The organism is Paenibacillus sp. PCH8 (assembly GCF_002968835.1).
Taxonomy (GTDB): Bacteria; Bacillota; Bacilli; order Paenibacillales; family Paenibacillaceae; genus Paenibacillus.
This window is the reverse complement of the sequence record NZ_PKQK01000001.1, coordinates 1,762,265-1,787,397: the sequence shown is the minus strand read 5'-3', so window position 1 is coordinate 1,787,397 and position 25,133 is coordinate 1,762,265. Positions and strand designations below refer to the sequence as shown.

The following is a 25,133-nucleotide window of genomic DNA, read 5'->3' as shown; positions in this document are numbered from 1 at the left end:
CTTTCGCTTAGAACTTGGGAACCTTTATCCCGTATCAGTTAAAGGAAAGTAAGATCTGCACACCAGACGGTGTGATCATTATCACACCAGAATAACCACATATAGTTTATAAATAGATAACGATAGTCTACATATAGTATTTAACGGAAGTTGAACGATATAGAAATCATTTTAGGAGGAACCTTACATGAACATGCTAGAGTATGCCACTCCACCGGCATCCGATCTATTATCCGACCTGGGAAGACGAATTATTGGTGCAGAAGACGCCGATACGCTGAGGGAGAATGCCAATCTGAACGGAGACTCCTTCAGCGGCAAGATGAGCAGGCTCGGTTCGGAGACCGCCAAGTGGCATGCTCTGCGTCATGTATTGCCAGAAGAGCTCGCTCAAGCTGTGGAGAATGGAGATCTGTATGTACACGATCTGGACCAGTATGCACTTGGAACGACCAACTGCATCTTTATTCCATTTGACCGTCTCCTGTCTGCTGGCTTCAACACAGGGAACGGATCGGTTCGCACACCTCAGACCATCATGTCTGCCATGGCCCTGGTTGCGATCATCTTCCAATCCCAACAGAACAGTCAATACGGCGGTGTATCAGCCAATAAGATTGACTGGGATCTGGCCCCGTATGTACAGCGATCGTTCCGCAAACATTACCGCAAGGGGCAACGGCTCTTTGGCGAGAATGTTCAGATGGAGGATGAACAGCTCCATCTGGACAGTGTCGAAGCAAAGAACCAGTGCCCTCGTGCATATGCCTTTGCCTATGAAGAGACGGAACTGGAGACAGGACAAGCTGCCGAATCACTGATCCATAACCTGAACACGATGAGCAGCCGGGCGGGTGGTCAGATCCCGTTCACATCGTTGAACTATGGAATATGTACATCAGCGGAAGGACGGTTGGTATCCCGTTCATTGCTGGAGGCGACGATCCGTGGCCTCGGCAACGGGGAAACTCCCGTGTTCCCCAACACATCTTCCAGTGTAAGCAAGGGATTAATCAGACGCAGGGAGACCCGAACTATGATCTGTTCCTTCTCGCCGTAACCTGTTCTTCCCGGCGGATGTATCCGAACTTTGTCAATGTGGATGCTTCTTTCAATCTGCCTTTCTATCATCCGGAAGATCCGGATACAATCATCGCAACCATGGGATGCCGCACACGTACACTCGCTGACCGATTTGGACGTAATCGTCAGAGTGGCAAGGGAAACCTGTCCTTCAATACCATCAACCTGGTCAAGCTTGGTATCCGGTTTGGCATCTGCCAAGGTAGCAGAGCTGTCGCAGATCGGGCAGGATTCTACACTGCATTGGAGTCGGTTATGCAGAATGCCGCTGCCGGTCTGTTGCATCGCTACCAGATCCAGAAGAAACAGCCTGCCAAAGCATCAGACTTCATGATGCGGGAGGGTGTATGGGAAGGTGGAGAACAACTTACTCCGAACGAGCCCGTTGCCGATCTGCTGAAGCACGGTACGTTATCCCTTGGTTTTATCGGCCTCGCTGAATGTATGACTGCGCTCTATGGGCGCCATCATGGGCAGGACTCTCATGTGCATCGCGAAGCACTGAATATTATCCGAACGATGAGAGAGTTCTGTGATCGAATGAGTGAGCAACATAATCTGAATGTCACCCTGTTTGCTACACCTGCTGAAGGATTATCGGGCAAATTCACCAAAATTGACAGAGAGCGTTATGGCCTCATCCCTGGTGTGAATGATCGGGAGTATTATACGAATTCATTCCATATTCCGGTCTATTACACCCTCCCAGCCTATCGGAAGATTGAACTGGAGGCTCCTTTCCACACGTTATGTAATGCAGGTGCAATCTCCTATGTGGAGCTTGACGGGAACGTTCGAGCGAACACTGCTGCATTCCTGCGGATCGTGCAATATGCACTGGCACAGGATATTGGTTATTTTTCCATAAATCACCCCATCGATCGCTGCCCTTCATGTGGTTATGAAGGGGTCATCGGGGATGTATGCCCGACCTGCGAAGCCCATGAAGACCATGTGCACTTCCAGCGGTTACGCCGCGTAACCGGCTACCTGACCGGGGATTACAAAGTCCGCTTCAATGCTGCGAAGCAGGCTGAAGTGCAGGACCGGGTGAAACACCGGTGAATCTGTATGGTTACATCCCGGAATCGGTGAATGAAGGCACGGGCATGCGGGCCGTCCTGTTCATCAGCGGATGTCGTCACGCGTGTCCGGGATGCTTCAGCCCGGATTCGTGGAGCTTTCGAGCAGGTGAACCCTTCACAGAGGAGCGGCAGCAGCAGATTCTGCAGGAGGTGACGAACCATCCTCTACTGGATGGCATTACGTTGTGTGGCGGTGACCCCTTTTTCTCAGCAGCAGAATGTACTCTCTGGGTTCAGCAACTACGGGCCGCTCGGCCTGATCTGACTGTATGGGCATACACGGGATTTGAATATGAAGAGCTGATTACCGATCCTGACAGGGCAGAGCTTGCCCGGCTATGCGACGTGATTATCGACGGGCGCTACGTTGCAGCTGAACGTGATGTATCCCTGCCCTTCCGTGGCAGTCGGAATCAGCGTTTGATTGATGTGCAAGCAACATTAGCCAACCAGACTGTCGTTACGATGCAGGTTAATATGTTGTAATATACATGTTATTACCTTACCAACTAGCAAGGCATGAGTCCCAACGGACGCGTGCCTTTTTGGGCTGCTGTATAGCAATATTCGTTAAAGTCATATGTTTTTTCCATTCTCTCTACTTTCTTCTCTATTGCATGACGATATATTATATAGGTAGTTAGCAATTTATCATTTAAAATTTAACCATTTACATCAGGTAACTGAGGAGGATTAACCTTTTATATGGATATTGTCCAATCATTAATTACGTGTATGCCTTTCTTTCGAGATACGATCCGTCAGGATGTAACGCTGTCCCTTATTGATCGTGAGAAGTTCCTGTACTTTTCCGCTGGAGAATCATTGAAACAACTAACCTACCAGCCCGGAGATCCTCTGTTAGAACCCAATCGAAATTTTGCAGATCTAAACGGGGGTAAAGTCAAAAGATTCGATCACTATCCTAAAGATTTATTCGGTATTCCTTTTGACGTGGCTTTTATTCCCATTAAAAATGAACAAGGTGAAGTCATCGCCCTGTTTAACCTGCTCTACAGTATGGATGACCAGGACCAGCTGCAACAGCTCATGGATGCTACCGAAAATCTGACCAACCAGTTAATTGACAGTGTACAACATGTGGCCGCACACTCTGAGGAACTCAGTGCGACGACCGAAGAGATTCGGAACAACTCCAAACAAGCCGTACAAAAATCAGGAAATGTAACTCAGGTCGCCAGCTTCATTCGTGAAATCTCCGAACAGACCAATCTGCTCGGCTTGAATGCAGCCATTGAAGCTGCCCGTGTGGGTGAAGCAGGTGCAGGTTTCGGTGTTGTCGCCAAAGAAATTCGTAAACTGTCCGTGGATACCAAGGAAGCGACGACCCTGATTGAAGATTCCCTTCTCTCGGTTCGGCAATCCATACAAGGCATGGAGAATGAACTGGGTGAGATCACGGCAAGCTCGCAGGAGCAGGCTGAACTGGTGAATAACTTCATGAGCACGATTGAACAGTTGAATGAAACCAACCAGCAATTGAAGCAATTTGTGCAAAAAATGATTACGTTTGACGGGAAATAAAAGCACGTTTCATATAAAAGAACAAAACAAAGCCCCGAATGCATTCGGAGGCTTTGTCATGAACGAATCTTCCACGTTGGTCATCTTTGGTTATCTTAATACAGATATTCTATCCGAATTAGCGAATCTCAAAATGACGGATACGTGCACCTGCGAACAACAAAATGTAAACATCTTGCGCACCTGCTGCACCCGTGAGTTCAGCCTTAACGGTGGACCACTGTTGAGCTTCGCCTTGTGCCAGCTCAACCCGTCCTGCCAGTGTACCGTCAGGGGCACCCAGTCTAACTTCCAATACGGCACCTGGCTGCTCTGCGGATACACGCGCTTCAATCGCTGCTGCACCACTCCCCAGATCAGCATCCTTAAAGGCAATCCATCCCTGCTCTCCAATCACACGGACAGCGGTTCCACCTTCTTTGCTCTCATCCAGGTCAACACCCAGATAAGCATCGTAATTCTCAGCACGGGTAGCCATACCCAGATTACGCGCAGGGATTGTCTCTCCATCTACCGTCAGATCCGCTACCAGTTGAACATCAGAGGATGACTTGGCAACCATGATAGAGTACGTTCCACTTTCCACGACATATCGGTCACGGGTCACATCCCAGATCGCCAGTTCCTGCACAGGCAAATTGAAGCTGACTTTCGCTGTAGCTCCGGCTTCGATATGAAGACGACGGAATCCTTTTAATGTTTTGAGTGGACGTTTCACACGGGATTTGCCTGCACGAACATACAACTGGACGACTTCATCACTGGTGATCGAACCGGTATTGGTCACATCTACGGTTACCGTAATGGTACTATCCGTTCCCGCTTGTGCAGGACTCAGCTCCAGATTGTTGTATTTAAACGTTGCATACGTCAGACCATGTCCAAATGGATACAATACATTGCCTTCCAAATACTGATACGTCCGACCCGACTGAATAATATCATAGTCCTTGATGTCGGTCAGTTGATCTGCCGATTGAACCCACGTCATGTTTAGACGGCCTGCTGGTGCATAATCGCCATACAATACGTCAGCCACAGCGTTACCCAGCTCCTGTCCTGCGTGGGAAGTGTATAACACAGCCGGAATGTTCTCTTGAATCCAATTGGATGTGAACGGATAACTGCCCACGATTACCACAACGGTATTCGGGTTCGCCGCATAGACGGCCTCCACGAGACGCTGCTGAGATTCTGCCAGGTCCAGACTTGGACGATCGATCTCTTCTTTGCCGTTCACGAGCGGATTGTTACCACAAAGACTATTGCCGTTTCCGCTGCTTTGGCAGCTGCTACGGCTTCTTCGATTCCGTCTACAACAACATCCCTCTTAAATGTCTCAGTGGCTCCGAAAGATTTCAGTTCTTCGGATACGGCAATCGTATCATTGCCCCCATTCGGCGCCGTCACCGTCTTGCCATTCCATGTCGTCAACCCCACACTACCGTCCTCTTGTGGCAGAAGGTGAAATACTTCCTTCACGAACCAGCCATACACTTCATCTGCTGAAGCCGTTACGGTCTCTTCATCTGTCGTCAGATATTTGCCATTACTCTCGGCCTGCAATGTATTGCTGCCGAAGCCCCAGTCAGATAGCATGAATGTCTCCGCTTCGCCCGAAGCGATAACAGGAGACTTCTCGTCCTTTGCAAGTCCAATCTTCTTGCCATTGGCTACGGAAGTGAGCGTAATGCGATCATTCCCGTCCTTGAATGTAACCTTATCGCTGCCTACTTTGCCGATGATGGCTTCAAGCGGAGTTACGCTGTATGGCATTGTGCCTGCATACCAGTCACGATACACCGTTCCGCCCAGCTGACCGATGACAGCCACTTTGCCTGTTTTGGTTTTATCGAGCGGAAGCGTACCCTTGTCGTTCTTGAGCAATACCACTTGCTCTCTCGCCGCTCTGAGCGACAGTGCCTTCGCCTTCTCCGTCATCATGGACTCTTCGCCAATGGAGGCATACGGATTGTTTTCTTCCGGATCAAACTCACCCAGACGGAAACGCACACGGAACGTATTGAACAGCGCCTTATCGATGTCCTCCATCGTGAGTGTGCCTTGTTCCAATCCTTCACGGAGTGCCTGCTTGGACAGATCCGCATCATCAGTGATGCTATCAATCCCGGCTTTCACAGACTCTACGGTACCCGGTGTGTGGAATCATAGTATTTATGATCGTTCTTGATCCCCATCACATCCCCTGCGTCGCTGACCACGAAGCCATCCATGCCCCATTCGTCTCTAACAATCTCGTTCACATAAGGATGCAGCAACGCTGGCGTACCATTAATGGAGTTGTACGCGGTCATCATGGATTGTGCTCCGCCTTCCTTGAACGGCTTCTCGAACGCTTTCAAATAATATTCACGCATGTTGCGCGGATCAATACTGGATGAACCACTGCCACGATCGACTTCATTATTGTTGGCGAGGAAATGCTTCAAAGTAGCGACTGCTTTGTAATACTTAGGATGGTCGCCCTGAATGCCTTTGACCAATGCTGTCGTCAGTTCGGCTGTCAGTTCCGGGTCTTCACCATAAGCTTCTTCATTTCGTCCCCAGCGCGGGTCACGTTCCATATCCACGGTAGGTGCCCAGAGCGTAAGACCGTTCACTGCCGGGTTGCGTTTGTAAAATACACGTGCTTCGTCTCCGATCACGGAACCGATCTCTTTCATTAGATCCGCATCCCATGTGCAAGCCAGCCCTACCGGCTGTGGGAAAGATGTTGCTTCTCCAAGCCAGGCCAGACCATGTGCCGCTTCGGTACCGTGTTTGTATGCCGCCACGCCCAGGCGATCTACTGCTGGCTGATATTGCAGCATGGATTCGATTTTCTCATCTTCAGTCAGACGGGATACAAGGTCTTTCACCCGTGTGTCCAGATCAATTGCTGTATCTTGAAACAGATATTTCGTTTGGTTGGTCGTCATAAGGAATCTCCTTTGTTTATCGGTAATGGATGTATAATGATAGCGAATACATATTTCAACAAAAACAGGATGTTAATCTGAATATATTTATTCTTTAAATAGTTCAAAAATTCGCATTTAATCAACGTTTACGAGAAATAAATCCACCTTTTTCCCAAAACCTAAAACGATTTCGGTAATCTTATCATATAGCATGTCTAATAAAAAAAACAGAGGTTCAGCACAGGAAAATGTGAATATCCCTTTGCTAAATATGCATGGACTCGTTTTTTTCTGGCACAGTCTGGTAATCCTGAATAGGAGTACAATGACGTGCGCTGAATGCCAGCCCGGATTACACGTTTGAAGAAGAACAAGGAGGAAGAAAAATGAGCGATAACCTGCAGCCCAAGACGGGCCTGCCCCGGTTCCCCAATCTTTGTGGCGAGCAACGCATGAATTCGATACTTATCCGAAACTGACAGAAGACATCACCGCCGATGTTGCCATCATTGGTGCGGGCATTGCCGGAATTACTACCGCCTATTTGCTGGCACAGACAGGTATGCGTGTAGTCGTGCTGGAGGCCGGGAAAGTTCTGGATGGCACGACGGGTCACACCACCGCCAAGGTATCTGCACAACATGGTGTCATATTCGATGAGATTATGCATCACTTCGGACATGAACAAGCGCGTATGTACTATGAAGGCAATGCGGAAGCCGCCCATTGGATGCGCAGTCTGGTCAAGGAGAAGCAGGTCGATTGTCAGTGGGCGGAGGAAGATGCCTACGTCTATATTCAGTCGGAAGAAAACATCAAGAAATTGGAGGTCGAGCTGACCGCCTATGGAAAGCTGAATATCCCTGGTGAGTGGGTAGATCCGCTCCCTATTCCGATTCCGGCCAGAGCAGGTATTCGCATGCCAGGTCAGGCACGCTTTGATCCATTGGCCTACTTGCACTACTTGCTTGATTCCGCTGTGAAGCAAGGGGTACAGGTCTATGAGCACACAACGGTAACGGATGTGGAGGAAGATGCCTCCCTGCATGTGCGTACCTATGGAGATGGCCCATCTGTGACCGCAGAGCACGTCGTCGTCGCTTCTCATTTTCCAGTATACGATCCCGGATTCTATTTCACTCGGCTGCATGCCGAACGTTCCTACGCCGTATTGGTCGAACCTGAGAAACCCTATGCGGGTGGCATGTACATCTCTGACGACGAACCTGCCCGTTCCCTTCGTAAAGTTGTCCATGACGGCAAAGAATTAATTCTCTTCGGGGAGAAAATCACAAAACCGGACAAGGCATCTGCACCTTCGGACATTACGAGCGCCTGGAAAAGTATGCAGCAGAGACCTTCGGCATTCGCAACATCCCGTTTCGCTGGTCAGCCCAGGATCTCATCTCCATTGACAAAGTGCCTTACATTGGACCGATTACCGGAAGACATGAACGTGTCTATGTGGCGACCGGATTTGCCAAATGGGGGATGACCACTGGTACGATGGCCGGTCACATTCTCGCGGATCGCATCATCGGACGCGACAACCCTCATGCTGCTATCTTCGATCCGGCAAGATTCAAGGCTGATCCTGGCATGAAGCACTTTATTGTGGAAAATGTCAATGTAGCGAAGGAATTAATCTCTGGTAAAGTAGGCATCGTGCATAAACATGTGAGCGATATTGGCGAAGACGAAGGAGCCGTCGTTCGTCATAACGGCAAGCGAGCCGGTGCCTACAAGGACACCAGCGGTACACTCTTTCTCGTGGATACCACCTGTACCCATCTGGGTTGCGAAGTCGAGTGGAACGAGGGCGAGCGTTCATGGGATTGCCCCTGCCATGGCTCCCGCTTCGATTATGCAGGTCATGTAATTGAGGGTCCTGCTGTTGAAGACCTTAAAGTTCTCGACGCACAGGAGTAATTCGTCTTACAGATGGCAGACCGTCAGATAAGCAACGGGTTATAAAATTCATCTCTCAGACCGGATCGGAATCCGCCTCCAGACGGAAGTAACCGATCCGGTTTTTACGTATGCTGAATTATAGCTGAGAGCAGTAGCAACAACATTCATCGGAATATCCACCAAGACCATGGCGTCAACACAACCACAGTACTGACAACTCGTGAGCTGGAACTATTATAAATTCACTACCTTGCATTAAACAGTACTGAATGCTATGATGGAATTACCACTACTGAACAATGAACACTAGTTATTGATAAAGCTATAGAGGAGGAACCTGCGTGAATGTGAATATCCAGTTCAAAAAAGGAGTGCTGGAGCTGTGCGTCCTGGTATTAATTAACCGCCAGGATCGTTATGGCTACGAACTGGCTCAGGCGGTCTCCAAACATATTGAAGTTGCTGAAGGCGCGCTGTATCCCCTGCTCCGTCGACTTGTGAATGAGGGATATTGCACTACATACCTGCAAGAATCAAGCGAGGGACCACCACGCAAATATTACAAATTATCCGATACAGGCCGTGACTACATGGCGGCACTGACTACGGAATGGAATGATTTTGTGCGCAATGTCGCAAATCTGATGGAGGAAGGAACTCATAATGAATAGACAACAATTTATGCAGGCCATGGAAATTCATTTACGGCCGATGGACCCGCTGGAACGGGCTGAACTGCTTGCAGACTATGATCAGCATTTCGAGCTTGGCATTCGTGATGGCACACCTGAAGAGGAAATTGCCCGTGAGCTGGGTCAGCCGCAAGAAATTGCACAGGAAGCACTGGGTGAACGTTATCATTCCCATATGCCTGGTACAGATCCCTTCTATGCAGCAACGTTCAGAGAGATGCAACCACTGAAGAATAGCAACCGAGCTACTCGGAACTTCTTCACCGCCATCGGACTCTTGTTTCTGAATTTAATGCTTGGTATTCCACTGGGTCTGTCCCTATGGTCGGTATGGCTTACGATTGCCAGCCTGTCCTTGCTGATATTGGCCCCTGTCGCAGCTGCTGTTGACTTCCTCTTGCTGGGTCATTTCGATAAAGCCGAACTGTTCGTTGCCATTGGTACATTCGGTGTAGGTATCCTTTTTGTAATTGCATCGAAATGGGTCTTTATAGCCTTCAAGATCGTCACACTTCAATATATCAAATGGAATATAAGAGCCATTAAAGGAGATGCTTCTGTATGAGTACCAAGAAATGGCTTGCTTTGGCCATCATATGTATCGGTATTGGTTTACTTGGAACATCCATATACGGAGTTCAGTTCGGAGACAAGCGAGAGGATTACGCCAAGCGTTGGGATTTCAAGGCTGGGGAATTGCAAAACATTATGATGGATGGCAACTTTAATGCGGATATTGATTTTGTTGTCAGCCCGGACTCCAATACTTATATCGAAGTGGACGGAAAGTGGAATCAGGACATCATTCAAAGTTTTGAACAGGCGACTGTGTCCAACGGTACCTTCCAACTGTCCCGTACCCAACGTGAACCATTGCAATTTTTCACCCTCTATTGGAATGATCAAGACTCCAGCATCACCGTAGCGCTGCCGCAGAGTTATCAACTGAATGAGGTTAAGCTGAAATCTTCGTCAAGTGACTGGGATCTGACGGGGTTGAACGCTAGCTTGCTTGAGCTGAACAATACCTCCGGTTCCATTCGTCTGGAGGAGATCAAAGTTCCACGTATTGCGTTGTCTCTGACCTCCGGGGACATCACGGCTTCGAACATTAACGGAGATATGACGGTGAGACAGACATCCGGAAGCTTCTCCGCAGATCGGGTAGTCGGAAAGGTAAACAGTCAGATCCAATCAGGAGATATTGAAATTACACAACTGAACGGAGCAGCCGATGTCGGTTTCACCTCGGGCAGCATCCATATTGAGCAGTCGCATACCGCCCCAATTCATGCAGAGGGAACATCAGGAGATATTTACATTCAGGCTGCGCCCGATTTTGACGGAATCTATGATGCAAAGGCTACCTCAGGAGATGTCGATGTACCTGAATCCCCAATGATAAGTCGGGAGTTAATTAAGGCCCGGACTTCTTCAGGCAGCATTGAGATCACCAAATAGTAATGAAGCAAATATCCGAACTGTGGGTAATATAGTATAATCAAAGGCTAGTCCAATTCTAAGGAGGAATTACCCACATGGAACTTAAAAATAAAACAGCAATCATCACGGGTGCCGGTAAAGGTATTGGCCGTGCCATTGCAGAAGCACTTGCCAAGGAAGGCGTGCACCTCGGACTTATTGCACGTACCGCTTCCGATCTGGCGACTCTCCAACAGTCCCTCAGCCAGGAATATGGCGTAAAAGTAACCAGTGCGGTCGCAGACATCTCGGATCGTACACAGGCAGAAGCCGCTGTAGCAGCTATCGAGATGGAACTCGGTGCGGTGGATATTCTCATTAATAATGCGGGTATCGGAAAGTTCGGTTCATTCATGGAAATGGAACCTGAAGAGTGGGAACGCATCCTGCATGTCAACGTCATGGGTACATATTACGTCACACGTGCTGTCCTTCCAAGCATGATCAAGGAAAGCAGCGGCAGTATTATCAATATCGCTTCGACTGCGGGCGAGCGTGGATTCGCTACAGGTTCGGCCTACTGTGCTTCCAAATTTGCATTGCTCGGCATGACCGAATCCCTGATGCAGGAAGTGCGCAAGTCCAACATTCGTGTAACGGCGCTGACACCAAGTACAGTCAATACGGAGCTGGCGACCAACGCCGGATTGAAAATCGGAGACGAAGATCGCATGATGCAAGCTGAAGATGTAGCTGAACTTGCCCTGGCGACGCTCAAGCTGTCCGACCGTGTATTCGTCAAAGCAGCAGGCATCTGGACGACCAATCCGCAATAAGCAGCAGGAGTCAGATGGAGGTGGGGGCAGATGCCCCCACCTTTTATTAGGTATTCCATAGATGATCCAAATCCAGCTCCTTGGACACCGCAATCAGCACCAACGCGGGCTCCTCGCCAATATTGGTCACTTCATGGGGAACAATCGCGTTCCAGCTGAATGAATCACCCGCTTCCAGAATCTCCACATCCTCGCCTTGCTCTGCCCGAATCTTGCCCTGCATGACGAGATGACTCTCTTCCCCGGTATGTTTGCTAACCCCGGTCGATGCTCCTGGTGGCAACTCTACAATCGACATGCGCATTGCGCCTTTGGCTGTGAGCTGCTGCACTTTGATCTGCCCACTTCCAGCAGTCGTTTCCTTGCGCTCATGCTTGCGCACCACATTCATCCGTTGCTCCGGTGTCAGCAACAAATAGGGCAACGGCACGTCCAGATATTCCGCAATACGTTCAAGCGTAGCAATGGAAGGTGACGTTTTGTTGTTTTCCACGTTGCTGATAAAACCTTTGGATAACCCGGTACCCTCACACATCTGCATGATGGTAATCTGTTTCTGCTTGCGTATCGTACGAATAGCCAGGCCAATATCCAACTGGCATCCCTCCCCTTTTAAATAGAACAAAGTTTGAACTCTATTCGGCGGACGTCTCTACAAAAATAATCCGGTTACTGAATGGATCCGTCACGGTCATTTCCCTTGAATTCCAGGGGGTCTCCTCTATACCAGGCCTCGCATGTTTGTATTTTTTCTGAAGAAGCATATCACGTAACTCATCCAGATCCTCTGTCTCTATCCGCAGTGTAGCACCCGGAGTACAGTCCCCATGGTGTTCAGATAAATGAATGACGATGGAATCAAGCGCCACCTGCATATATAGGGGCATATCCTGCTCGAATCGATGTTCCCAATCCAAATGAAAACCCAAATATTCAAGATAGAACTCTCTGGCCTTGTCTTCATCAAATATTCTCAGAATAGGCACGATACCTTTTAACATCCTGATCACGTCCTCGGAAATAAGATATGGATCAAACGATGTGGATCTGATCTTGTTTACATTCGAGATATTCTTATACACAACATATTTTCATCATACAAAAAAAGTATTGACCCTACAATGAAATCATGATAAATTTTGTTCATAAATAAGAATATTTATTTTATATTAGTAAACTTTATAGTTCGAAATATACTTAACTCAATCCTCCACAGGTGGTGTTTTCTATGAATTCTTCCTATATACACGAAGTTCGATTACCGTCTCACTACACTCCAGATCAACGTTATCCAGTGATTTTTGCCTTGCATGGCATGGGATCGGATGAACAGGATATGCTTCGTTTAATGGAGCCTCTGCAATCTGAATTTATTATTGTCGCAATCCGTGGATCGATCGTTCAGGGCGGGGGTATGCTTATTTTCAGATCAAAAGCATTGGCAACCCTGTTCGTGAATTATATGATGCCTCCGTTCAAGGACTTCAACAGTTGATCGTTGAACTGTCCTCCACCTATGCGATTGATCCCACACGGCGTTATATCGCTGGATTCAGCCAGGGTGCCATTATGGCGATGACCCTTGCGTTGGTCATGGGAGATGCCATTAAAGGCATTGTCGCCATGAGTGGATACATTCCGCAATTCGTAAAAGACGAGTACACACTACAACCCAACCCGGATCTGTCTGTCTTCATCTCGCATGGGGATCAGGACCATCTATTCCCACTCCAGCTGGGCGAAGACAATGCCGATTACTTCCGTCGACATACCGATCACGTTACCTATGTACCTTACAACGGCGGGCACCAGGTGACCCCTGATCTCTACCAACAATTCCAACACTGGCTTCGGACGGATGCGAACCTGACTACCAAAGACCCGAAAGGACTGAATGCATAATGATGCCATCCCTGTTTATTGCTCACGGTGCCCCGTCACTGGCATTGGAAGAGAATGTGTACACTGAGTTTGTGCAAAAACTTGGACAGGAACTGCCCAAACCCAAAGCGATTGTATTGTTCTCCGCTCACTGGGAATCCACAACACAGCTCGTATCCTCCGTGGCAGGCCATTACGAGACCATCTATGACTTTGGTGGTTTTCAACCCGAACTGTATCAGATCAAATACCCGGCTCAAGGACAGGCCGAGACAACAGCCGAGGTAGCGCGTCTGTTCACGGAAGCCGGGATTCCGGTAGAGATGGATGACGCTCGCGGGCTGGATCACGGTGCCTGGGTCGTTCTTCGCCTGCTCTACCCGGATGCGGATATTCCCGTGGTTGCCTTGTCCGTGAATCGCTATCTGACAGGTGAGCAGCAATATCAGGTTGGACAGGCGCTCACTTCCTTGCGTGAGCAAGACATTCTCGTGATTGGCAGCGGCGGAACCGTTCATAACCTGCGTCGATTGAACTGGGAAAGTAACGGCGTTGACCCTTGGGCATCCGAGTTCGATAACTGGCTGCATGACAAGCTGGTGAGTTGGGATACAGAGTCTCTCTTCTCCTATGATACACTGGCACCTTCAGCTCAAGCCGCCGTGCCTACGCCGGAGCATTTTGTACCGCTGTTGCTCGCCATGGGTGCAGGAGATCAGAATAAGCAGGCATCCCTCCTGTTCAAAGCCTATCAATACGGGAACTTGAGCTTGTCCTGTTGGCAATTCGACTAAAGAGGACTTGTGTACTTGGGTGATAAAGAACAATATAGCGTGGGCTACAGGGCCTCTCCTGTGGCTCATGCTTTATTTGTTGTTGGGACGTTTACGGAGCTTTTGGAACAATCCAATCGAAATTTACGTGATATGGGGGCGATTGAATACTAAGCATGGAGGCCATGGACTATGGAATGGCTGATGTCTCCAACCCTGATTTACTCTTCCCGGATTACACTCTGTGATCCAGTTGATGATATGAACTTTTTTGCATAATGCTGGGATATGTCAAAGCGGTTATAATAACATTTAGTGGAAATGCACAAACTGTATAGATAAAACTGCCTTTTCTACACCTATTACATTGATCTGGGAGGAACATTCGAAGTGGCTGAACAACCAAAGTCTGAGAGCTTTATGTCTCTCGTCAAAAAAGGGAACACATCTTCCGCCGTAGCCATGGCAGGTAATGCCGTTCTTGCTGTATGCAAAGGGGGAGCCTTCCTATTCAGTGGCAGTGGCGCCATGTTCGCTTCAGCGATGCATTCACTCGCCGATGCCATTAACCAAGGGTTTGTCTTTGTCGGAAGTGTGCTGTCCGAGAAAAAACCTACACGCCGCTTCCCGACCGGATTCGGACGGGTCATCAACATTTTCTGCATGATTGCCGTTATCGTCGTTACGATTATGGCCTATGAAACGATTCACGAGGGAATTCACCTGCTTCAGCATCCTGTCGCTCATTCTGGCGGTCTCTGGATTAACATCGGTGTGCTCATCTTGAACATTCTAATTGATGGGGCCATCCTGATCAAAGCGATGAAGGAGATTCTCAAGGAAGCCCGCGCACCTAAAGCTGCCGGATTTGCCTTGGTACCCGCTGCCATCAAAAATGTAGGCCGTGCTGCGCCACCAACCCGTCTCGTATTCTACGAAGATGTTGTCGCTGTACTCGGTGCCATGCTCGCGTTGATCTCTGTCGTGGTTATTGCCTTGACCAACTTTGCGTTGCTTGATGGCATTGTGACGACGATTATTGGATGCTTGATGATCGCTGTGGCCTTCCGTGTCGGCTATGATAATATGATTGGATTGATCGGTGTAGCGGCTCCGCAGGATATTGAGGACAAAGTATCTCAGACCATTCTGGCAGATACGCACGTTGCCGATATTCAGATGATGCGTATCATTCAGGAAGGCCGTTATTATCACGTGGAAGGTCTGATTGAACTGACGAAAGGACTCAGCCTTGCCGATGCAGACGACATCAAGTTCCGTATTCAGGAGAAGCTGATGACCGATCCCGACATCGCGGACGCGGCCATCTCCATCATCGAGGATGACGGCGTGAACAGCTGGGGTAAGAAACATTCGGATGTGTTGAAATAACGAGGTTTTCTTCTTTATAAAAAGAATAACAGGACCCCATAGCCCACTCTCACCAGAGTGGGCTAAAGCTATATTCAAACACACTTTCCATATACCAGAAAGAGAATGTGTTTGAAAGTAAACGTGAAAGGGAAACATTCACAAAATTCTCTACCTAGACTTTAGTCTAGGTAGAGTTTAACTCCAAAGACGGAGGATAGTCTTTTCCAGTTCATGGTATGCTGTGAATAACGAAAACAATGACTTGGCAACCGTTCGGAAAATGATTTTGTATTGAGAAGGAGAGATATTATGGCTAAACGTACAATCCTTGCGCCTGTTCTCATTTTGCTGGGCGTGTACCTGATTCTGAACCAGGGAGGTTCACTTGGTCCAGGTAAGATCTTTGCTACCTTCTGGCCCACGTTATTCGTGATTCCGCTAGGACTGTTCTTCCACTGGCTGTACTTCTCCATGATTGGCAGAGGGGTTGGGCTACTCGTTCCGGGTGGATTGTTGCTTACTGTCGGTATTGTCTGTCAAATCGCCATGCTCTTCAACAACTGGAGCACTATGTGGCCTGGCTTCATTCTCGCTGTAGCTGTTGGTTTGTTTGAATTGTACTGGTTCGGTGGTCGGAACAAATGGTTGCTGATCCCCATCAACATTCTGACGGTTATATCGTTGCTGTTCTTCGCCGTCATGTCCATTGGCACGATGCTGAACAGCATGACTTATATCCAACCTTTCGTGGCGATTGTGCTTATTATGGGTGGGGCATGGATCATTGTGGGTCGCAAAAAGCGTATGTAACATTTGATCGTTCCCACTGGATCACTGCGGTGACAGAACAACTTCGGATCGCTGTTATCCCCGGATTTTTTTGAATCCCATCTAGATTGGGGAAATCCGTTGATAAAGGCGACCGCTTCGCTTCCTTCGTTTGTTCTGTCCCCTCCGTTAACGTGTGCACGAAAAATATGACCTGAGCTTTTGCTCTGAAGCAGTAACAAAAAGGGGTGCTGTTCGTCATTCAAGTGAAATGACGAACAGCACCCCTTTTTATTTTTCTTTCAAATCTAACGACTGTGCACACGCTATGACCCTACCTAATAAACCATAGTGGACTCGTTAGTGTGTGAATCTTACCTCTTATTTGCTGTGCATTTTAAACTCCAGGAACAGGTCATTATAATGCGAGAGCATTTTTTTGCCCAGATTATCGTAGACCTCCAGCTTGCCTGTCAGTGTCTCGTCCGGATAGAAGCGTTCATCCTCGGAGATGTCCTCTGGCAGCAGCTTGAGCGCCTCGGCATTCGGAGTGGAATACCCGACATATTCAGTATTTCGAGCCGCATGATCGGGGTCCAGCATGAAGTTGATAAACTGGTGTGCCCCTTCAATATTACTCGCTGTCTTAGGAATAACCATGTTATCAAACCAGAGGTTCGAGCCCTCTTCAGGCACCATGTAATCCAGCTTTTCGTTCTCATCCATAATCTCCGAGGCATCCCCGGACCAGACGAGTCCAACCGCTGCTTCCTCATTCGCAAGCAACATCTTGATCTCATCCCCAACAATCGCTCGGACGTTAGGTGTCAGTGTAGACAGCTTCTTCAATGCTTCTTGCAGATGGTCTTCGTTGGTGTCGTTCAGAGAATACCCGAGACTGTTCAGCCCCATACCCATGACCTCACGAGCACCGTCGAGGAGCAGGATCTGGTTTTTCAGACGCGGGTCCCATAGATCGTTCCAGCTATCGAATGTTAACCCGTCCACCAGCTCGGGATTGTACACAACCCCTACCGTTCCCCAGAAATAAGGGATGGAGTACTTGTTATCATCGTCGAAGGACAAGTCCATGAACCGGGGATCAATGTTGTGCAGGTTGGGCAGCTTGCTATGATCGAGTGGAACGAGCAGGTCCTCTTCTTTCATTTTGCTAATCGCATATTCGGAAGGGATCGCCACATCAAACGTCGTGCCCCCCTGCTCGATCTTCGTCAGCATCGCCTCGTTGGAATCAAACGTCTGATAGATGACCTTAATACCCGTCTCATCCTCAAATTCCTTCAGCAGATCGGGGTCGATATAATCGCCCCAGTTATAAATGGTTAGCGTGTTTCCACCGGAATACCCCTGACTCTTGTTCAGATACGAAGCCAGAATCATCAGCGCAAAGGCTGCCACGAATACAATCGCAAATGTCCGTACCAGTTGCTTCATGGACGCAGCCCCCTTCCAGCAGGTGTTCGCGTGGCGCGACGGTTAATGAAGTAATATCCGACCACCAGCAGCACCGTGAGCAGGAATAACAGGGTCGATAGGGCATTAATGGACAATGAGACGCCCTGCCTTGCTCTGGAGTAAATCTCTACCGAGAGCGTAGAGTAGCCGTTACCCGTGACGAAGAATGTTACTGCAAAATCATCGAGCGAGTACGTGAGCGCCATGAAAAATCCGGCAAAGATACCCGGTTTCACGTATGGCAACACCACACGCGTCAGAATCTGCCACGATCCAGCGCCCAGATCGCGCGCCGCATCCATCAGGGTTGGACTCATCTCCTGCAATTTCGGCAGTACCATAATAACAACAATCGGCACGCTGAATGCGATATGGGATAGCAGCACCGATGTGAAGCCCAATTTGATGCCAATCATGGTGAACAGAATCAGGAAGGACGCACCAATGATGACATCCGGACTAACGATCAGCACGTTATTGAGTGACAGCAACGTATTCTTGGTCCGTTTGCGACGTACATGGTAGATGGCCAATGCTCCTGCTACACCAAGGATCGTCGAGATCGCTGATGACAGGAGCGCAATGATAAATGTATTCAGCACGATGATGAGTAGCCGTGTATCGGCGAACACCTCTCTGTACCATTCGAGCGTGAATCCTTCGAAGCTGCGCATATGGCCGCCACTGTTGAAGGAATAGAAGATCAGATACGCAATCGGTGCGTACAGTATGGCGAATACAACGGCCAGATAGACGTTAGACAGCTTTCCGTTTCTTCCCATTACGCACCTCCTTCTTGCCTGATCCAGTCAGGAACATAATAATCGCCATCGCAATAATCAAAAAGACGGCAATCGTCGAACCCATCCCCAGTCCTGGGTGACGAGAAAATGCTGTTCAATTGCTGTTCCCAGTGTAATCACACGGTTCCCCGCAATGAGACGGGTAATCATGAACAGAGACAGCGCTGGAATAAATACAGCCTGACAGCCTGATTTCACCCCGCTAATCGTCAGCGGAAAGATAACCCGGCGGAACGTCAGCCACGATGAGGCACCGAGATCTCGCGCTGCGTAGATCAACGATGGATTCATCTCTTCCAGCCCATTGAAGATCGGCAGAATCATGAATGGAATGAAAATGTACACCGAGACAAAGATAAAGCTAAAGTCGGTGAACAAAATCTGCTGTGTGCCAATCCCCACCACTTCAAGCAGCGAGTTGGTTAGACCATACGTCCCGAAGAGGCCGATGAAGGCATACGCTTTTAACAAAAGATTGATCCAACTTGGCAGAATGATCAGCAGCAGCCACAGCTGCTTGTGCTTCGTCCGTGTCAGCATATACGCCGTTGGGTAGGAGACTAACAGCGAGAAAGCCGTAATCAGAAATGCGTACCAGAATGAACTCAGCGTCATCTGCATGTACACCGGTGTGAAGAACCGGGCGTAGTTGCCAAATGTGAAGTTGCCCTCTACATCGAAGAACGAATAATAGATGACCAGCAGAACCGGCGCTACAACGAACAACACCATCCATAGTACATATGGAATCAGATACGCATTGCGCGTGCTGGCCTTAGTCTGCATGAGCGGCCTCTTGGTAGGCTTCGAGTCGTTTGTCGAACTCTTCCTCAGTCTCATTGAAACGCATAACGTGAACAGCTTCCGGGTCAAAATACAGCCCAATTCGCGCGCCTACTACGGCTTTCTTCGTTGAATGAACAAGCCATTCATTGCCCGCATCGTCATAGGTCGAGATTTCGTAGTGAACCCCGCGGAATAACTGGGAGTCCACATTCACTTTCAGCTTGCCTTGTTCTTCGGTTGTAATCTCCAGATCCTCTGGACGAATGACAATCTCGACAGGCTCGTCCGGCTGGAGACCCTGATCGACACACTCATGCTGTGCGCCAGCAAATTCCACCACAAAATCCTGTTTCATTCTGCCCGATACAATGTTCGATTCCCCGATAAAGTCTGCCACAAAACGGTTAATCGGCTCATCATAGATATCGTTCGGTGTACCGCTCTGTTGAATTACGCCGCCATTGAGGACAAAGATCTCATCGGACATCGCCAAGGCTTCTTCCTGATCATGCGTGACAAAGATGAACGTGATGCCCAGTCGCTGTTGCAACTCGCGCAACTCGTACTGCATTTCGGTACGCAGCTTCAGATCGAGTGCAGACAAAGGCTCGTCCAGCAGCAGAATTTCCGGTTCGTTCACAATAGCGCGTGCAATTGCGACACGCTGCCGTTGTCCACCGGACATTTCGCCAATTTCACGGTTCTCATAACCGGACAGATTGACGAATTTGAGTGCTTCCAACACTTTGCTGTGAATTTCAGTCGTTTTCATTTTTTTGATCCGCAAACCAAAAGCTACGTTCTCAAATACATTCAAATGTGGAAATAACGCATAATCCTGAAATACGGTATTCACCTGACGCTGGTGGGCAGGCACCCGGTTAATGAGTTTACCGTTAAAATAAATACTGCCCTGTGTCGGCTCCGCAAAGCCGGCAATCAGCCGCAATATGGTTGTTTTGCCGCAGCCTGACGGGCCGAGAAGCGTATAAAATTTACCCCGCTCAATCTCAAAGCTGACTGCCTTCAATACGGCTTCATCCTGATCGTATTGCTGAGTCACCCCGTCGAAACGGATAATCGGTTGTTGTTCTGACATGCTTCACATCGCCCCCTTCAACTTGAGGTACCTCTTTAGTCTGTACAATTTCTCTAATGCTTTCTTATCCACAACCCATCTATTATATATGATTCAGGTATATCCGCAATGGTTTTGATGTAAACGCTATGTGTCATTTCTTCTTATTTTCAAAAATCCTGCATACATTACGGGTATATGTCGCTATCTACGCATGCCTCTGGGATAAATGAAGGACGTTTTAGATCCATTTTACATGTGAGAGGAGTCTTGGCTCTTGGATATTCGGCGTAACCTGCCTTTGCTAATGACCATATGTTTCCTAAGTCAGATGGGTGGATTCATGATCCTGCCCCTGTTTCCTTTGTTTATGGAAGAATTCGGCCTGTCCGGCTGGATGATGGGGGTTATTTTTGCGCTTTTTTATGTGGGGAAAGTGATTGGTGGCATTCCTGCTGCAGCAATGTATAAGAAGCTGGGTGGTAAAAAAGCTCTCATCCTCATGCTCATATTGCTGGCTGTCTGCATGGGTGGCTTCGCTCTGTCCTCTGCTGCCGTCTTGTTCGGCCTACTCCGGCTGCTGCAAGGGCTCGCTTCCACCGGACTTACGGTCGTCGTGCGTTCCATCATCGGGGATGGGGGGAATGTAGACAATCGAGGCCTGTACAACGGGTATATCAGCAGCAGTGAAGGTGGAGGCATGGTACTCGGTCCGGTCATCAGTGGCTGGCTTGCGCTGCATTGGCCGTTGTCCGTACCTTTCTTGCTCGTTACCGTATGCTGCCTGATGGCGGTAGGTGCGGCGATGGGGATGAGGACAACAGCTCAAGCCAGAGCTAATCATGGATCTGGGGATACGTTAAGTGATCATCTAATAGAAGATCCTTCTGCGAAGGTGACACAAGAACTCCTGGACAACTCAGTACATTCCGTGCTCCCTATGGATGATATTGCAAGTCATGACACTACCAGTGACTCCCACCCTTTTGCTGCATCCACTACACTTCCTTTATCATCATCAACGTCTGATGCGAAGCTTACGCAAGCTGCGGATACCTACCTAACCATCCAAGATCCCGAATCAACAAGGACTGGCCCAACTACAGGGCTTACCCGGCGTCAACAACTTATCGGCTACGCCACGGTACATTTTCTGGAGATGAGCGCCTATGCTGTGTTTCTGACTTACTTCGCACTGTATGCAGCTCACATCATGCAATGGGACCCGTTTGCCACCAGTCTGGCTTTTACCGTAGCTGGAATCTCTACGCTTGCCGCTGCTCCCGTCGTCGGATATCTCTCTGATCGGTTGGGTGATCGTCTGTTGCTCTGCATGTTCGGCATGTTCCTGATCGGAATTGAAGTCGTTGTATTTCTAAGCACGTCCTCCTATCTATGGGTTTACGTCGGCATGTTCATTGGTGGGGTTGGCGGTGCGTGTTATATGGATTCATTCTTTGCGCATATTGGCGACCATATCCCAGACGAGAGCCGAAGCTCGGTCATAGGTAAAATCGTCTCTACAGCCGAGATTGGCTCCATCGTATCTCCACTAATTGCGGCGCTACTTATAGAGGTTGGATCGCTGTACACCGTGTTTGTGTTCAATTTGCTCCTGATTGCTGTTGCTATTGCAGTTCAGGCCGTGATGCGCAGTCGGTATCGTTTGAAGCAGGGGTGATTTTCTTTTGCCAAAATAAAACAACAAAAAAGTACCCGCTCGCACAACTTAATGTGCAAACGGGCATTTCAACGGTGCATCTCCGGCCTGAGGCTGGAGATTATCTATTTGTGCATCCTGCTGCTGTTCGCTGCTTCGCGGCTCTGCGGCAGATGCCATGCCATCTCTCAGCGTATATGCCTGATCCTGACGGAAAAAGTTCGGCTTCACCAGCTCATTGCGATAGGAGCTGTGGAAAATATGCGTGGTCGCCGGAGACACTGGCGGAATCAGCCACACCCAATCCCCGGTCAACTCACGCCCAGCCTTCTCTTCCCGCTGCTCAAACATAGCAAATTGAGATGCTGCCGTGTGGTGATCCACGATGCTCACGCCTGCCTTCTTGAACGAATGCAGCACAGCCACATTCAGCTCGACCAAAGCCCGATCTTTCCACAATGTCGTTTCACTCGACGTATTCAATCCACATGCAGCCGCCACTGCGGGCAGCTTGTTGTAACGGAACGTATCCGCCAGATTACGGGCGCCGATCTCGGTTCCCATATACCAGCCGTTGAACGGTGCTGTCGGATACGATATACCGCCAATCTCCAGTTGCATATCGGCAATCATGGGCACACCATACCAGCGCATGCCAAGCTCTGCAATCTCTACCTGTTCCGGGTGTTCAATGGCCACTTCCACAATCTCTTCTTCGGGTACAACATACCACTCTGGAGATTGTCCTTGTGCCTGAATAATAAGCGGTAACACATCATAAGAGCCACCTGCGCCTTGCCAGCCAAGGGACATTGCTGCCTTGGTCAGTTCCACCGAAGCAGGATCTCCAATAATGCCTTGCTCCGTCTCATATCCTGCATAACGAATGAGCTGATGATTCCAGATCCGTACAGGGGTTCCGTGAGGTCCAGCCGGAGGCAGGATGGTGATCATCGGGATCACTTTGCCTCCGTTGGATGCCACATGAATATGATTTAGCACGGCTTCCGCTGCCGTTCCTGCCGTATCGGCATGACGGGCGTCCACGATACGCAATTTATCCCAGAACAGCCTCCCGATGCAGCGGTTACTGTTCCTCCATGCCATTTTGCAACCTTGCTCCAATTCCCCTGTGGTGTGCACATAGGTACCCGTTACTTCGATCTCGCCCATAACGGCAAGAAGCCGGGCCTCTGCGTCTTCACGCGAATGACCCAGCTCTTCATAACATGTATATATAAACCGTTCAGCTTCTTCCTGCAATTGTTCCAGGTCTGTCCGCATCGTTCATTCCACCATTCTGTACATCTTGAATGCCATCATTATACGGCAAGCACACCGGATTTGTAAGCGAACGGAGACTTTGTTCACGGACTCTACATATCGTTGTCAGGATGCTGGGTGACTTTTGCTTATTTGCCCAGAAATGCGTTTAACATCCAGACCTCTTTATCCAGTGCGGCGGTGAATCCAATCAACATATCTTCCGTTGCGTTATCTTCTGCTTCACCCGCAGCATGAATACCTTCTTGGATAACTTCCACCATCGTGCGCAGATCAGCAACCACAGAATCTACCATACGATCAGCAGACAACGGTCCTTGTGCCTCTCCGATGGGGGACAAACGCAGCTGTTCAGCCATTGTTGCTACAGGACGTCCTCCAATAGCGAGTAAACGTTCTGCCGCCTCGTCCATATTCGCAGTAGCGAGGTTGTACAGTTCTTCGAATTTGGCATGCAGTGTGAAGAAATGAGGTCCTTGGACATACCAGTGGAAGTGATGCAGTTTCGTGTACATTACGGACCAACCTGCAATTTGACGATTCAGGACATCGTGAAGTGCTGTGACGTTGTTTGCAACAGTATTAATAGTAGTTTGGATTGTGCTCATGGAAATTATCCCCTCTCGAATATAAAAATAAGATTTGAATTATAATTTTGGATTGCTTTGTTTCGCTCAACTCTCTACTTTGATTTAGACTTAATCTAAATCCTGTTTTAATTATAGCACCGCATAGACACTTTGGGAAGACTTCAACACTCTCTTGTAAATGAAGATTCCATGAAGCCGAGCTTCATCTGGGGAAGCGGATGAGAAGGTGGCAAGAACGTCGGTGGCTCGACTAGTCTTCTTGGTGCGTAGCACTTATGACAACCAACTTACACTTTGTATTTATACCTCGGTTCATACGAATGCACAGCGACTATCCTCACAGCGTATACAACAAAAAACAGCCCTATCCTCTGTAAAAGATGACAGGACTGCACGACCACTAATATAAATATCTTTATTGCTGAACACACTCAAAAGTAAGAATGTGGCCAATCTCCTCATAGTTCCGTACTACAAAATGAGGCTGATGATCGGTCTCAGGTTCTGCATCACGATGGTTGAACCAGATGACTGTCCATCCCGCATCCACTGCACCTACCACATCATTACGCCACGAGTCTCCGATATAATAGCTGGCATGGGCATTTGTTCCTGACTTTTTGCTTACATGTTCAAACAATCTACGGTCCGGTTTCGCATAACCAGTCATGCCTGAGATAAAAATGAGTTGCTCGTCCACAAGACTGAGCACATCCAAAGCTTCGAGCTTGCGCCGCTGGTGCTCTCCTTCTCCATTGGTGATTAACCCCACCGTGTGCCCTTCTGCCTGAAGCCTTCGAATCAACGCATAGGCTCCCTCAAAAGGTACAATTTCGAACTGTCTACTCAAATACCGAGCTTGCAGTTCATCCGCCTGTCCCGGCTGTAGGGGGATTTTGAATTCCTCCATCGTCAGCTCAAATCTGCGACGACGCATGCGCTCCACGGCATCCGGTTCAGGTACAGCGGACAAGTCTTCTTGTGCAGATAGCCAATCGCTATAATAGCGAAAACGGTGGTATGCCTCAGCATAAGCGAAATCATCTGGCAGCCCGAGAACGTCCTGCAATGCACCACGAAGTGGCTGCAAGTGATCATATAACGTATCATCCACGTCGAAAAATATGGTTTTGGCATTATTCATTTTATCCATAATCGTTGCTAT

22 protein-coding genes and 4 pseudogenes are annotated in these 25,133 nt (G+C 48.7%); 16 read left to right on the top strand and 10 right to left on the bottom strand.

The annotated features are described in order from the left end of the window. Window positions 1-187 precede the first annotated feature (187 nt). The 3 genes and pseudogenes from C0Q44_RS07825 (at window position 188) to C0Q44_RS07815 (ending at window position 3,713) form a co-directional block, all read left to right on the top strand. Window positions 188-2,148 (top strand): annotated as a pseudogene (locus C0Q44_RS07825) (anaerobic ribonucleoside triphosphate reductase). Then, window positions 2,145-2,654, top strand: coding sequence for an anaerobic ribonucleoside-triphosphate reductase activating protein (gene nrdG / locus C0Q44_RS07820; RefSeq protein WP_105406756.1), 510 nt, complete (start codon window positions 2,145-2,147; stop codon window positions 2,652-2,654). The pseudogene C0Q44_RS07825 and the gene nrdG overlap by 4 nt, the downstream one beginning before the upstream one ends. A gap of 219 nt (window positions 2,655-2,873) precedes the next feature. Continuing rightward, the gene (locus C0Q44_RS07815) at window positions 2,874-3,713 is read left to right on the top strand and encodes a methyl-accepting chemotaxis protein (protein WP_105406755.1); all 840 of its coding nucleotides are present in this window, start codon (window positions 2,874-2,876) and stop codon (window positions 3,711-3,713) included. A 118-nt stretch (window positions 3,714-3,831) separates the two neighbouring features. Here C0Q44_RS07815 and C0Q44_RS07810 read toward each other — a convergent pair. Continuing rightward, window positions 3,832-6,652, bottom strand: a pseudogene (locus C0Q44_RS07810) (glycoside hydrolase family 3 C-terminal domain-containing protein). Window positions 6,653-7,070: 418 nt separating this feature from the next. Here C0Q44_RS07810 and C0Q44_RS31440 point away from each other — a divergent pair. From C0Q44_RS31440 to C0Q44_RS07785, 6 genes and pseudogenes are all read left to right on the top strand, one after another. Beyond that, window positions 7,071-7,820: pseudogene (locus C0Q44_RS31440) on the top strand (NAD(P)/FAD-dependent oxidoreductase); the annotation flags it as partial. An 80-nt stretch (window positions 7,821-7,900) separates the two neighbouring features. After that, window positions 7,901-8,563, top strand: coding sequence for an FAD-dependent oxidoreductase (locus C0Q44_RS31435; RefSeq protein ID WP_308737412.1), 663 nt, complete (start codon window positions 7,901-7,903; stop codon window positions 8,561-8,563). Between the two features lie 323 nt (window positions 8,564-8,886). Then, window positions 8,887-9,216 (top strand): PadR family transcriptional regulator, encoded by a 330-nt coding sequence (locus tag C0Q44_RS07800; protein ID WP_105406754.1) that lies wholly within the window; start codon window positions 8,887-8,889, stop codon window positions 9,214-9,216. Beyond that, window positions 9,209-9,802, top strand: coding sequence for an HAAS signaling domain-containing protein (locus tag C0Q44_RS07795; RefSeq protein ID WP_105406753.1), 594 nt, complete (start codon window positions 9,209-9,211; stop codon window positions 9,800-9,802). The genes C0Q44_RS07800 and C0Q44_RS07795 overlap by 8 nt, the downstream gene beginning before the upstream one ends. After that, window positions 9,799-10,698 carry a DUF4097 family beta strand repeat-containing protein gene (locus C0Q44_RS07790; protein WP_105406752.1) on the top strand — a complete coding sequence of 300 codons (900 nt, stop codon included), beginning with the start codon at window positions 9,799-9,801 and terminating at the stop codon, window positions 10,696-10,698. The genes C0Q44_RS07795 and C0Q44_RS07790 overlap by 4 nt, the downstream gene beginning before the upstream one ends. A gap of 77 nt (window positions 10,699-10,775) precedes the next feature. Next, window positions 10,776-11,495 (top strand): 3-ketoacyl-ACP reductase, encoded by a 720-nt coding sequence (locus tag C0Q44_RS07785; protein ID WP_105406751.1) that lies wholly within the window; start codon window positions 10,776-10,778, stop codon window positions 11,493-11,495. A gap of 46 nt (window positions 11,496-11,541) precedes the next feature. On the opposite strand, the gene C0Q44_RS07780 is transcribed toward C0Q44_RS07785, so the two are convergent. Further along, on the bottom strand, window positions 11,542-12,090 hold the full coding sequence (locus tag C0Q44_RS07780) for a helix-turn-helix domain-containing protein (protein ID WP_105406750.1): 549 nt from the start codon (window positions 12,088-12,090) through the stop codon (window positions 11,542-11,544). A gap of 40 nt (window positions 12,091-12,130) precedes the next feature. Beyond that, window positions 12,131-12,496: a glyoxalase superfamily protein gene (locus tag C0Q44_RS07775; protein ID WP_105406749.1), complete on the bottom strand. Its 366-nt coding sequence runs from the start codon at window positions 12,494-12,496 to the stop codon at window positions 12,131-12,133. A 227-nt stretch (window positions 12,497-12,723) separates the two neighbouring features. On the opposite strand from C0Q44_RS07775, the gene C0Q44_RS29845 reads away from it, so the two are divergent. The 6 genes from C0Q44_RS29845 to C0Q44_RS07750 all read left to right on the top strand — a co-directional run bounded on the left by C0Q44_RS29845 (window position 12,724) and on the right by C0Q44_RS07750 (window position 16,333). Continuing rightward, a complete protein-coding gene (locus tag C0Q44_RS29845) occupies window positions 12,724-12,990 on the top strand; it encodes an alpha/beta hydrolase-fold protein (protein ID WP_146113433.1) in 267 nt (88 codons plus the stop codon). After that, on the top strand, window positions 12,987-13,397 hold the full coding sequence (locus C0Q44_RS07770; protein ID WP_181150896.1) for an alpha/beta hydrolase: 411 nt from the start codon (window positions 12,987-12,989) through the stop codon (window positions 13,395-13,397). Before C0Q44_RS29845 ends, C0Q44_RS07770 begins: the two co-directional genes overlap by 4 nt. Next, on the top strand, window positions 13,397-14,170 hold the full coding sequence (locus C0Q44_RS07765; RefSeq protein ID WP_105406747.1) for a DODA-type extradiol aromatic ring-opening family dioxygenase: 774 nt from the start codon (window positions 13,397-13,399) through the stop codon (window positions 14,168-14,170). Before C0Q44_RS07770 ends, C0Q44_RS07765 begins: the two co-directional genes overlap by 1 nt. A gap of 15 nt (window positions 14,171-14,185) precedes the next feature. Then, on the top strand, window positions 14,186-14,323 hold the full coding sequence (locus C0Q44_RS30100) for a hypothetical protein (protein WP_181150895.1): 138 nt from the start codon (window positions 14,186-14,188) through the stop codon (window positions 14,321-14,323). Between the two features lie 246 nt (window positions 14,324-14,569). Continuing rightward, entirely contained in the window at window positions 14,570-15,541 is a 972-nt protein-coding gene (locus tag C0Q44_RS07755; protein WP_374955093.1) for a cation diffusion facilitator family transporter, read from the top strand. Window positions 15,542-15,832: 291 nt separating this feature from the next. Beyond that, window positions 15,833-16,333 carry a hypothetical protein gene (locus C0Q44_RS07750; protein WP_105406745.1) on the top strand — a complete coding sequence of 167 codons (501 nt, stop codon included), beginning with the start codon at window positions 15,833-15,835 and terminating at the stop codon, window positions 16,331-16,333. A 339-nt stretch (window positions 16,334-16,672) separates the two neighbouring features. Here C0Q44_RS07750 and C0Q44_RS07745 read toward each other — a convergent pair whose 3' ends face one another. From C0Q44_RS07745 to C0Q44_RS07730, 4 genes and pseudogenes are all read right to left on the bottom strand, one after another. Further along, window positions 16,673-17,746: an ABC transporter substrate-binding protein gene (locus C0Q44_RS07745; RefSeq protein WP_105406744.1), complete on the bottom strand. Its 1,074-nt coding sequence runs from the start codon at window positions 17,744-17,746 to the stop codon at window positions 16,673-16,675. After that, window positions 17,743-18,549, bottom strand: a complete 807-nt coding sequence (locus C0Q44_RS07740) for an ABC transporter permease (RefSeq protein ID WP_105406743.1) — start codon at window positions 18,547-18,549, stop codon at window positions 17,743-17,745. Before C0Q44_RS07740 ends, C0Q44_RS07745 begins: the two co-directional genes overlap by 4 nt. Then, window positions 18,524-19,356, bottom strand: a pseudogene (locus tag C0Q44_RS07735) (ABC transporter permease). Before C0Q44_RS07735 ends, C0Q44_RS07740 begins: the two are co-directional and overlap by 26 nt. Continuing rightward, window positions 19,346-20,455 carry an ABC transporter ATP-binding protein gene (locus C0Q44_RS07730; RefSeq protein WP_105406742.1) on the bottom strand — a complete coding sequence of 370 codons (1,110 nt, stop codon included), beginning with the start codon at window positions 20,453-20,455 and terminating at the stop codon, window positions 19,346-19,348. The pseudogene C0Q44_RS07735 and the gene C0Q44_RS07730 overlap by 11 nt, the downstream one beginning before the upstream one ends. Before the next feature lie 256 nt (window positions 20,456-20,711). Here C0Q44_RS07730 and C0Q44_RS07725 point away from each other — a divergent pair, with 256 nt between their 5' ends. Next, the gene (locus C0Q44_RS07725) at window positions 20,712-22,115 is read left to right on the top strand and encodes an MFS transporter (RefSeq protein ID WP_105406741.1); all 1,404 of its coding nucleotides are present in this window, start codon (window positions 20,712-20,714) and stop codon (window positions 22,113-22,115) included. A gap of 48 nt (window positions 22,116-22,163) precedes the next feature. Here the strand turns inward: C0Q44_RS07725 and C0Q44_RS07720 are convergent, their stop codons facing one another. The 3 genes from C0Q44_RS07720 to C0Q44_RS07710 all read right to left on the bottom strand — a co-directional run bounded on the left by C0Q44_RS07720 (window position 22,164) and on the right by C0Q44_RS07710 (window position 25,121). Next, window positions 22,164-23,378, bottom strand: coding sequence for a nitric oxide synthase oxygenase (locus tag C0Q44_RS07720; protein ID WP_105406740.1), 1,215 nt, complete (start codon window positions 23,376-23,378; stop codon window positions 22,164-22,166). A gap of 128 nt (window positions 23,379-23,506) precedes the next feature. Further along, window positions 23,507-23,986 (bottom strand): Dps family protein, encoded by a 480-nt coding sequence (locus tag C0Q44_RS07715; protein ID WP_105406739.1) that lies wholly within the window; start codon window positions 23,984-23,986, stop codon window positions 23,507-23,509. 397 nt (window positions 23,987-24,383) lie between these two features. Beyond that, window positions 24,384-25,121 carry an HAD family hydrolase gene (locus tag C0Q44_RS07710; protein ID WP_105406738.1) on the bottom strand — a complete coding sequence of 246 codons (738 nt, stop codon included), beginning with the start codon at window positions 25,119-25,121 and terminating at the stop codon, window positions 24,384-24,386. Window positions 25,122-25,133: the final 12 nt, after the last annotated feature.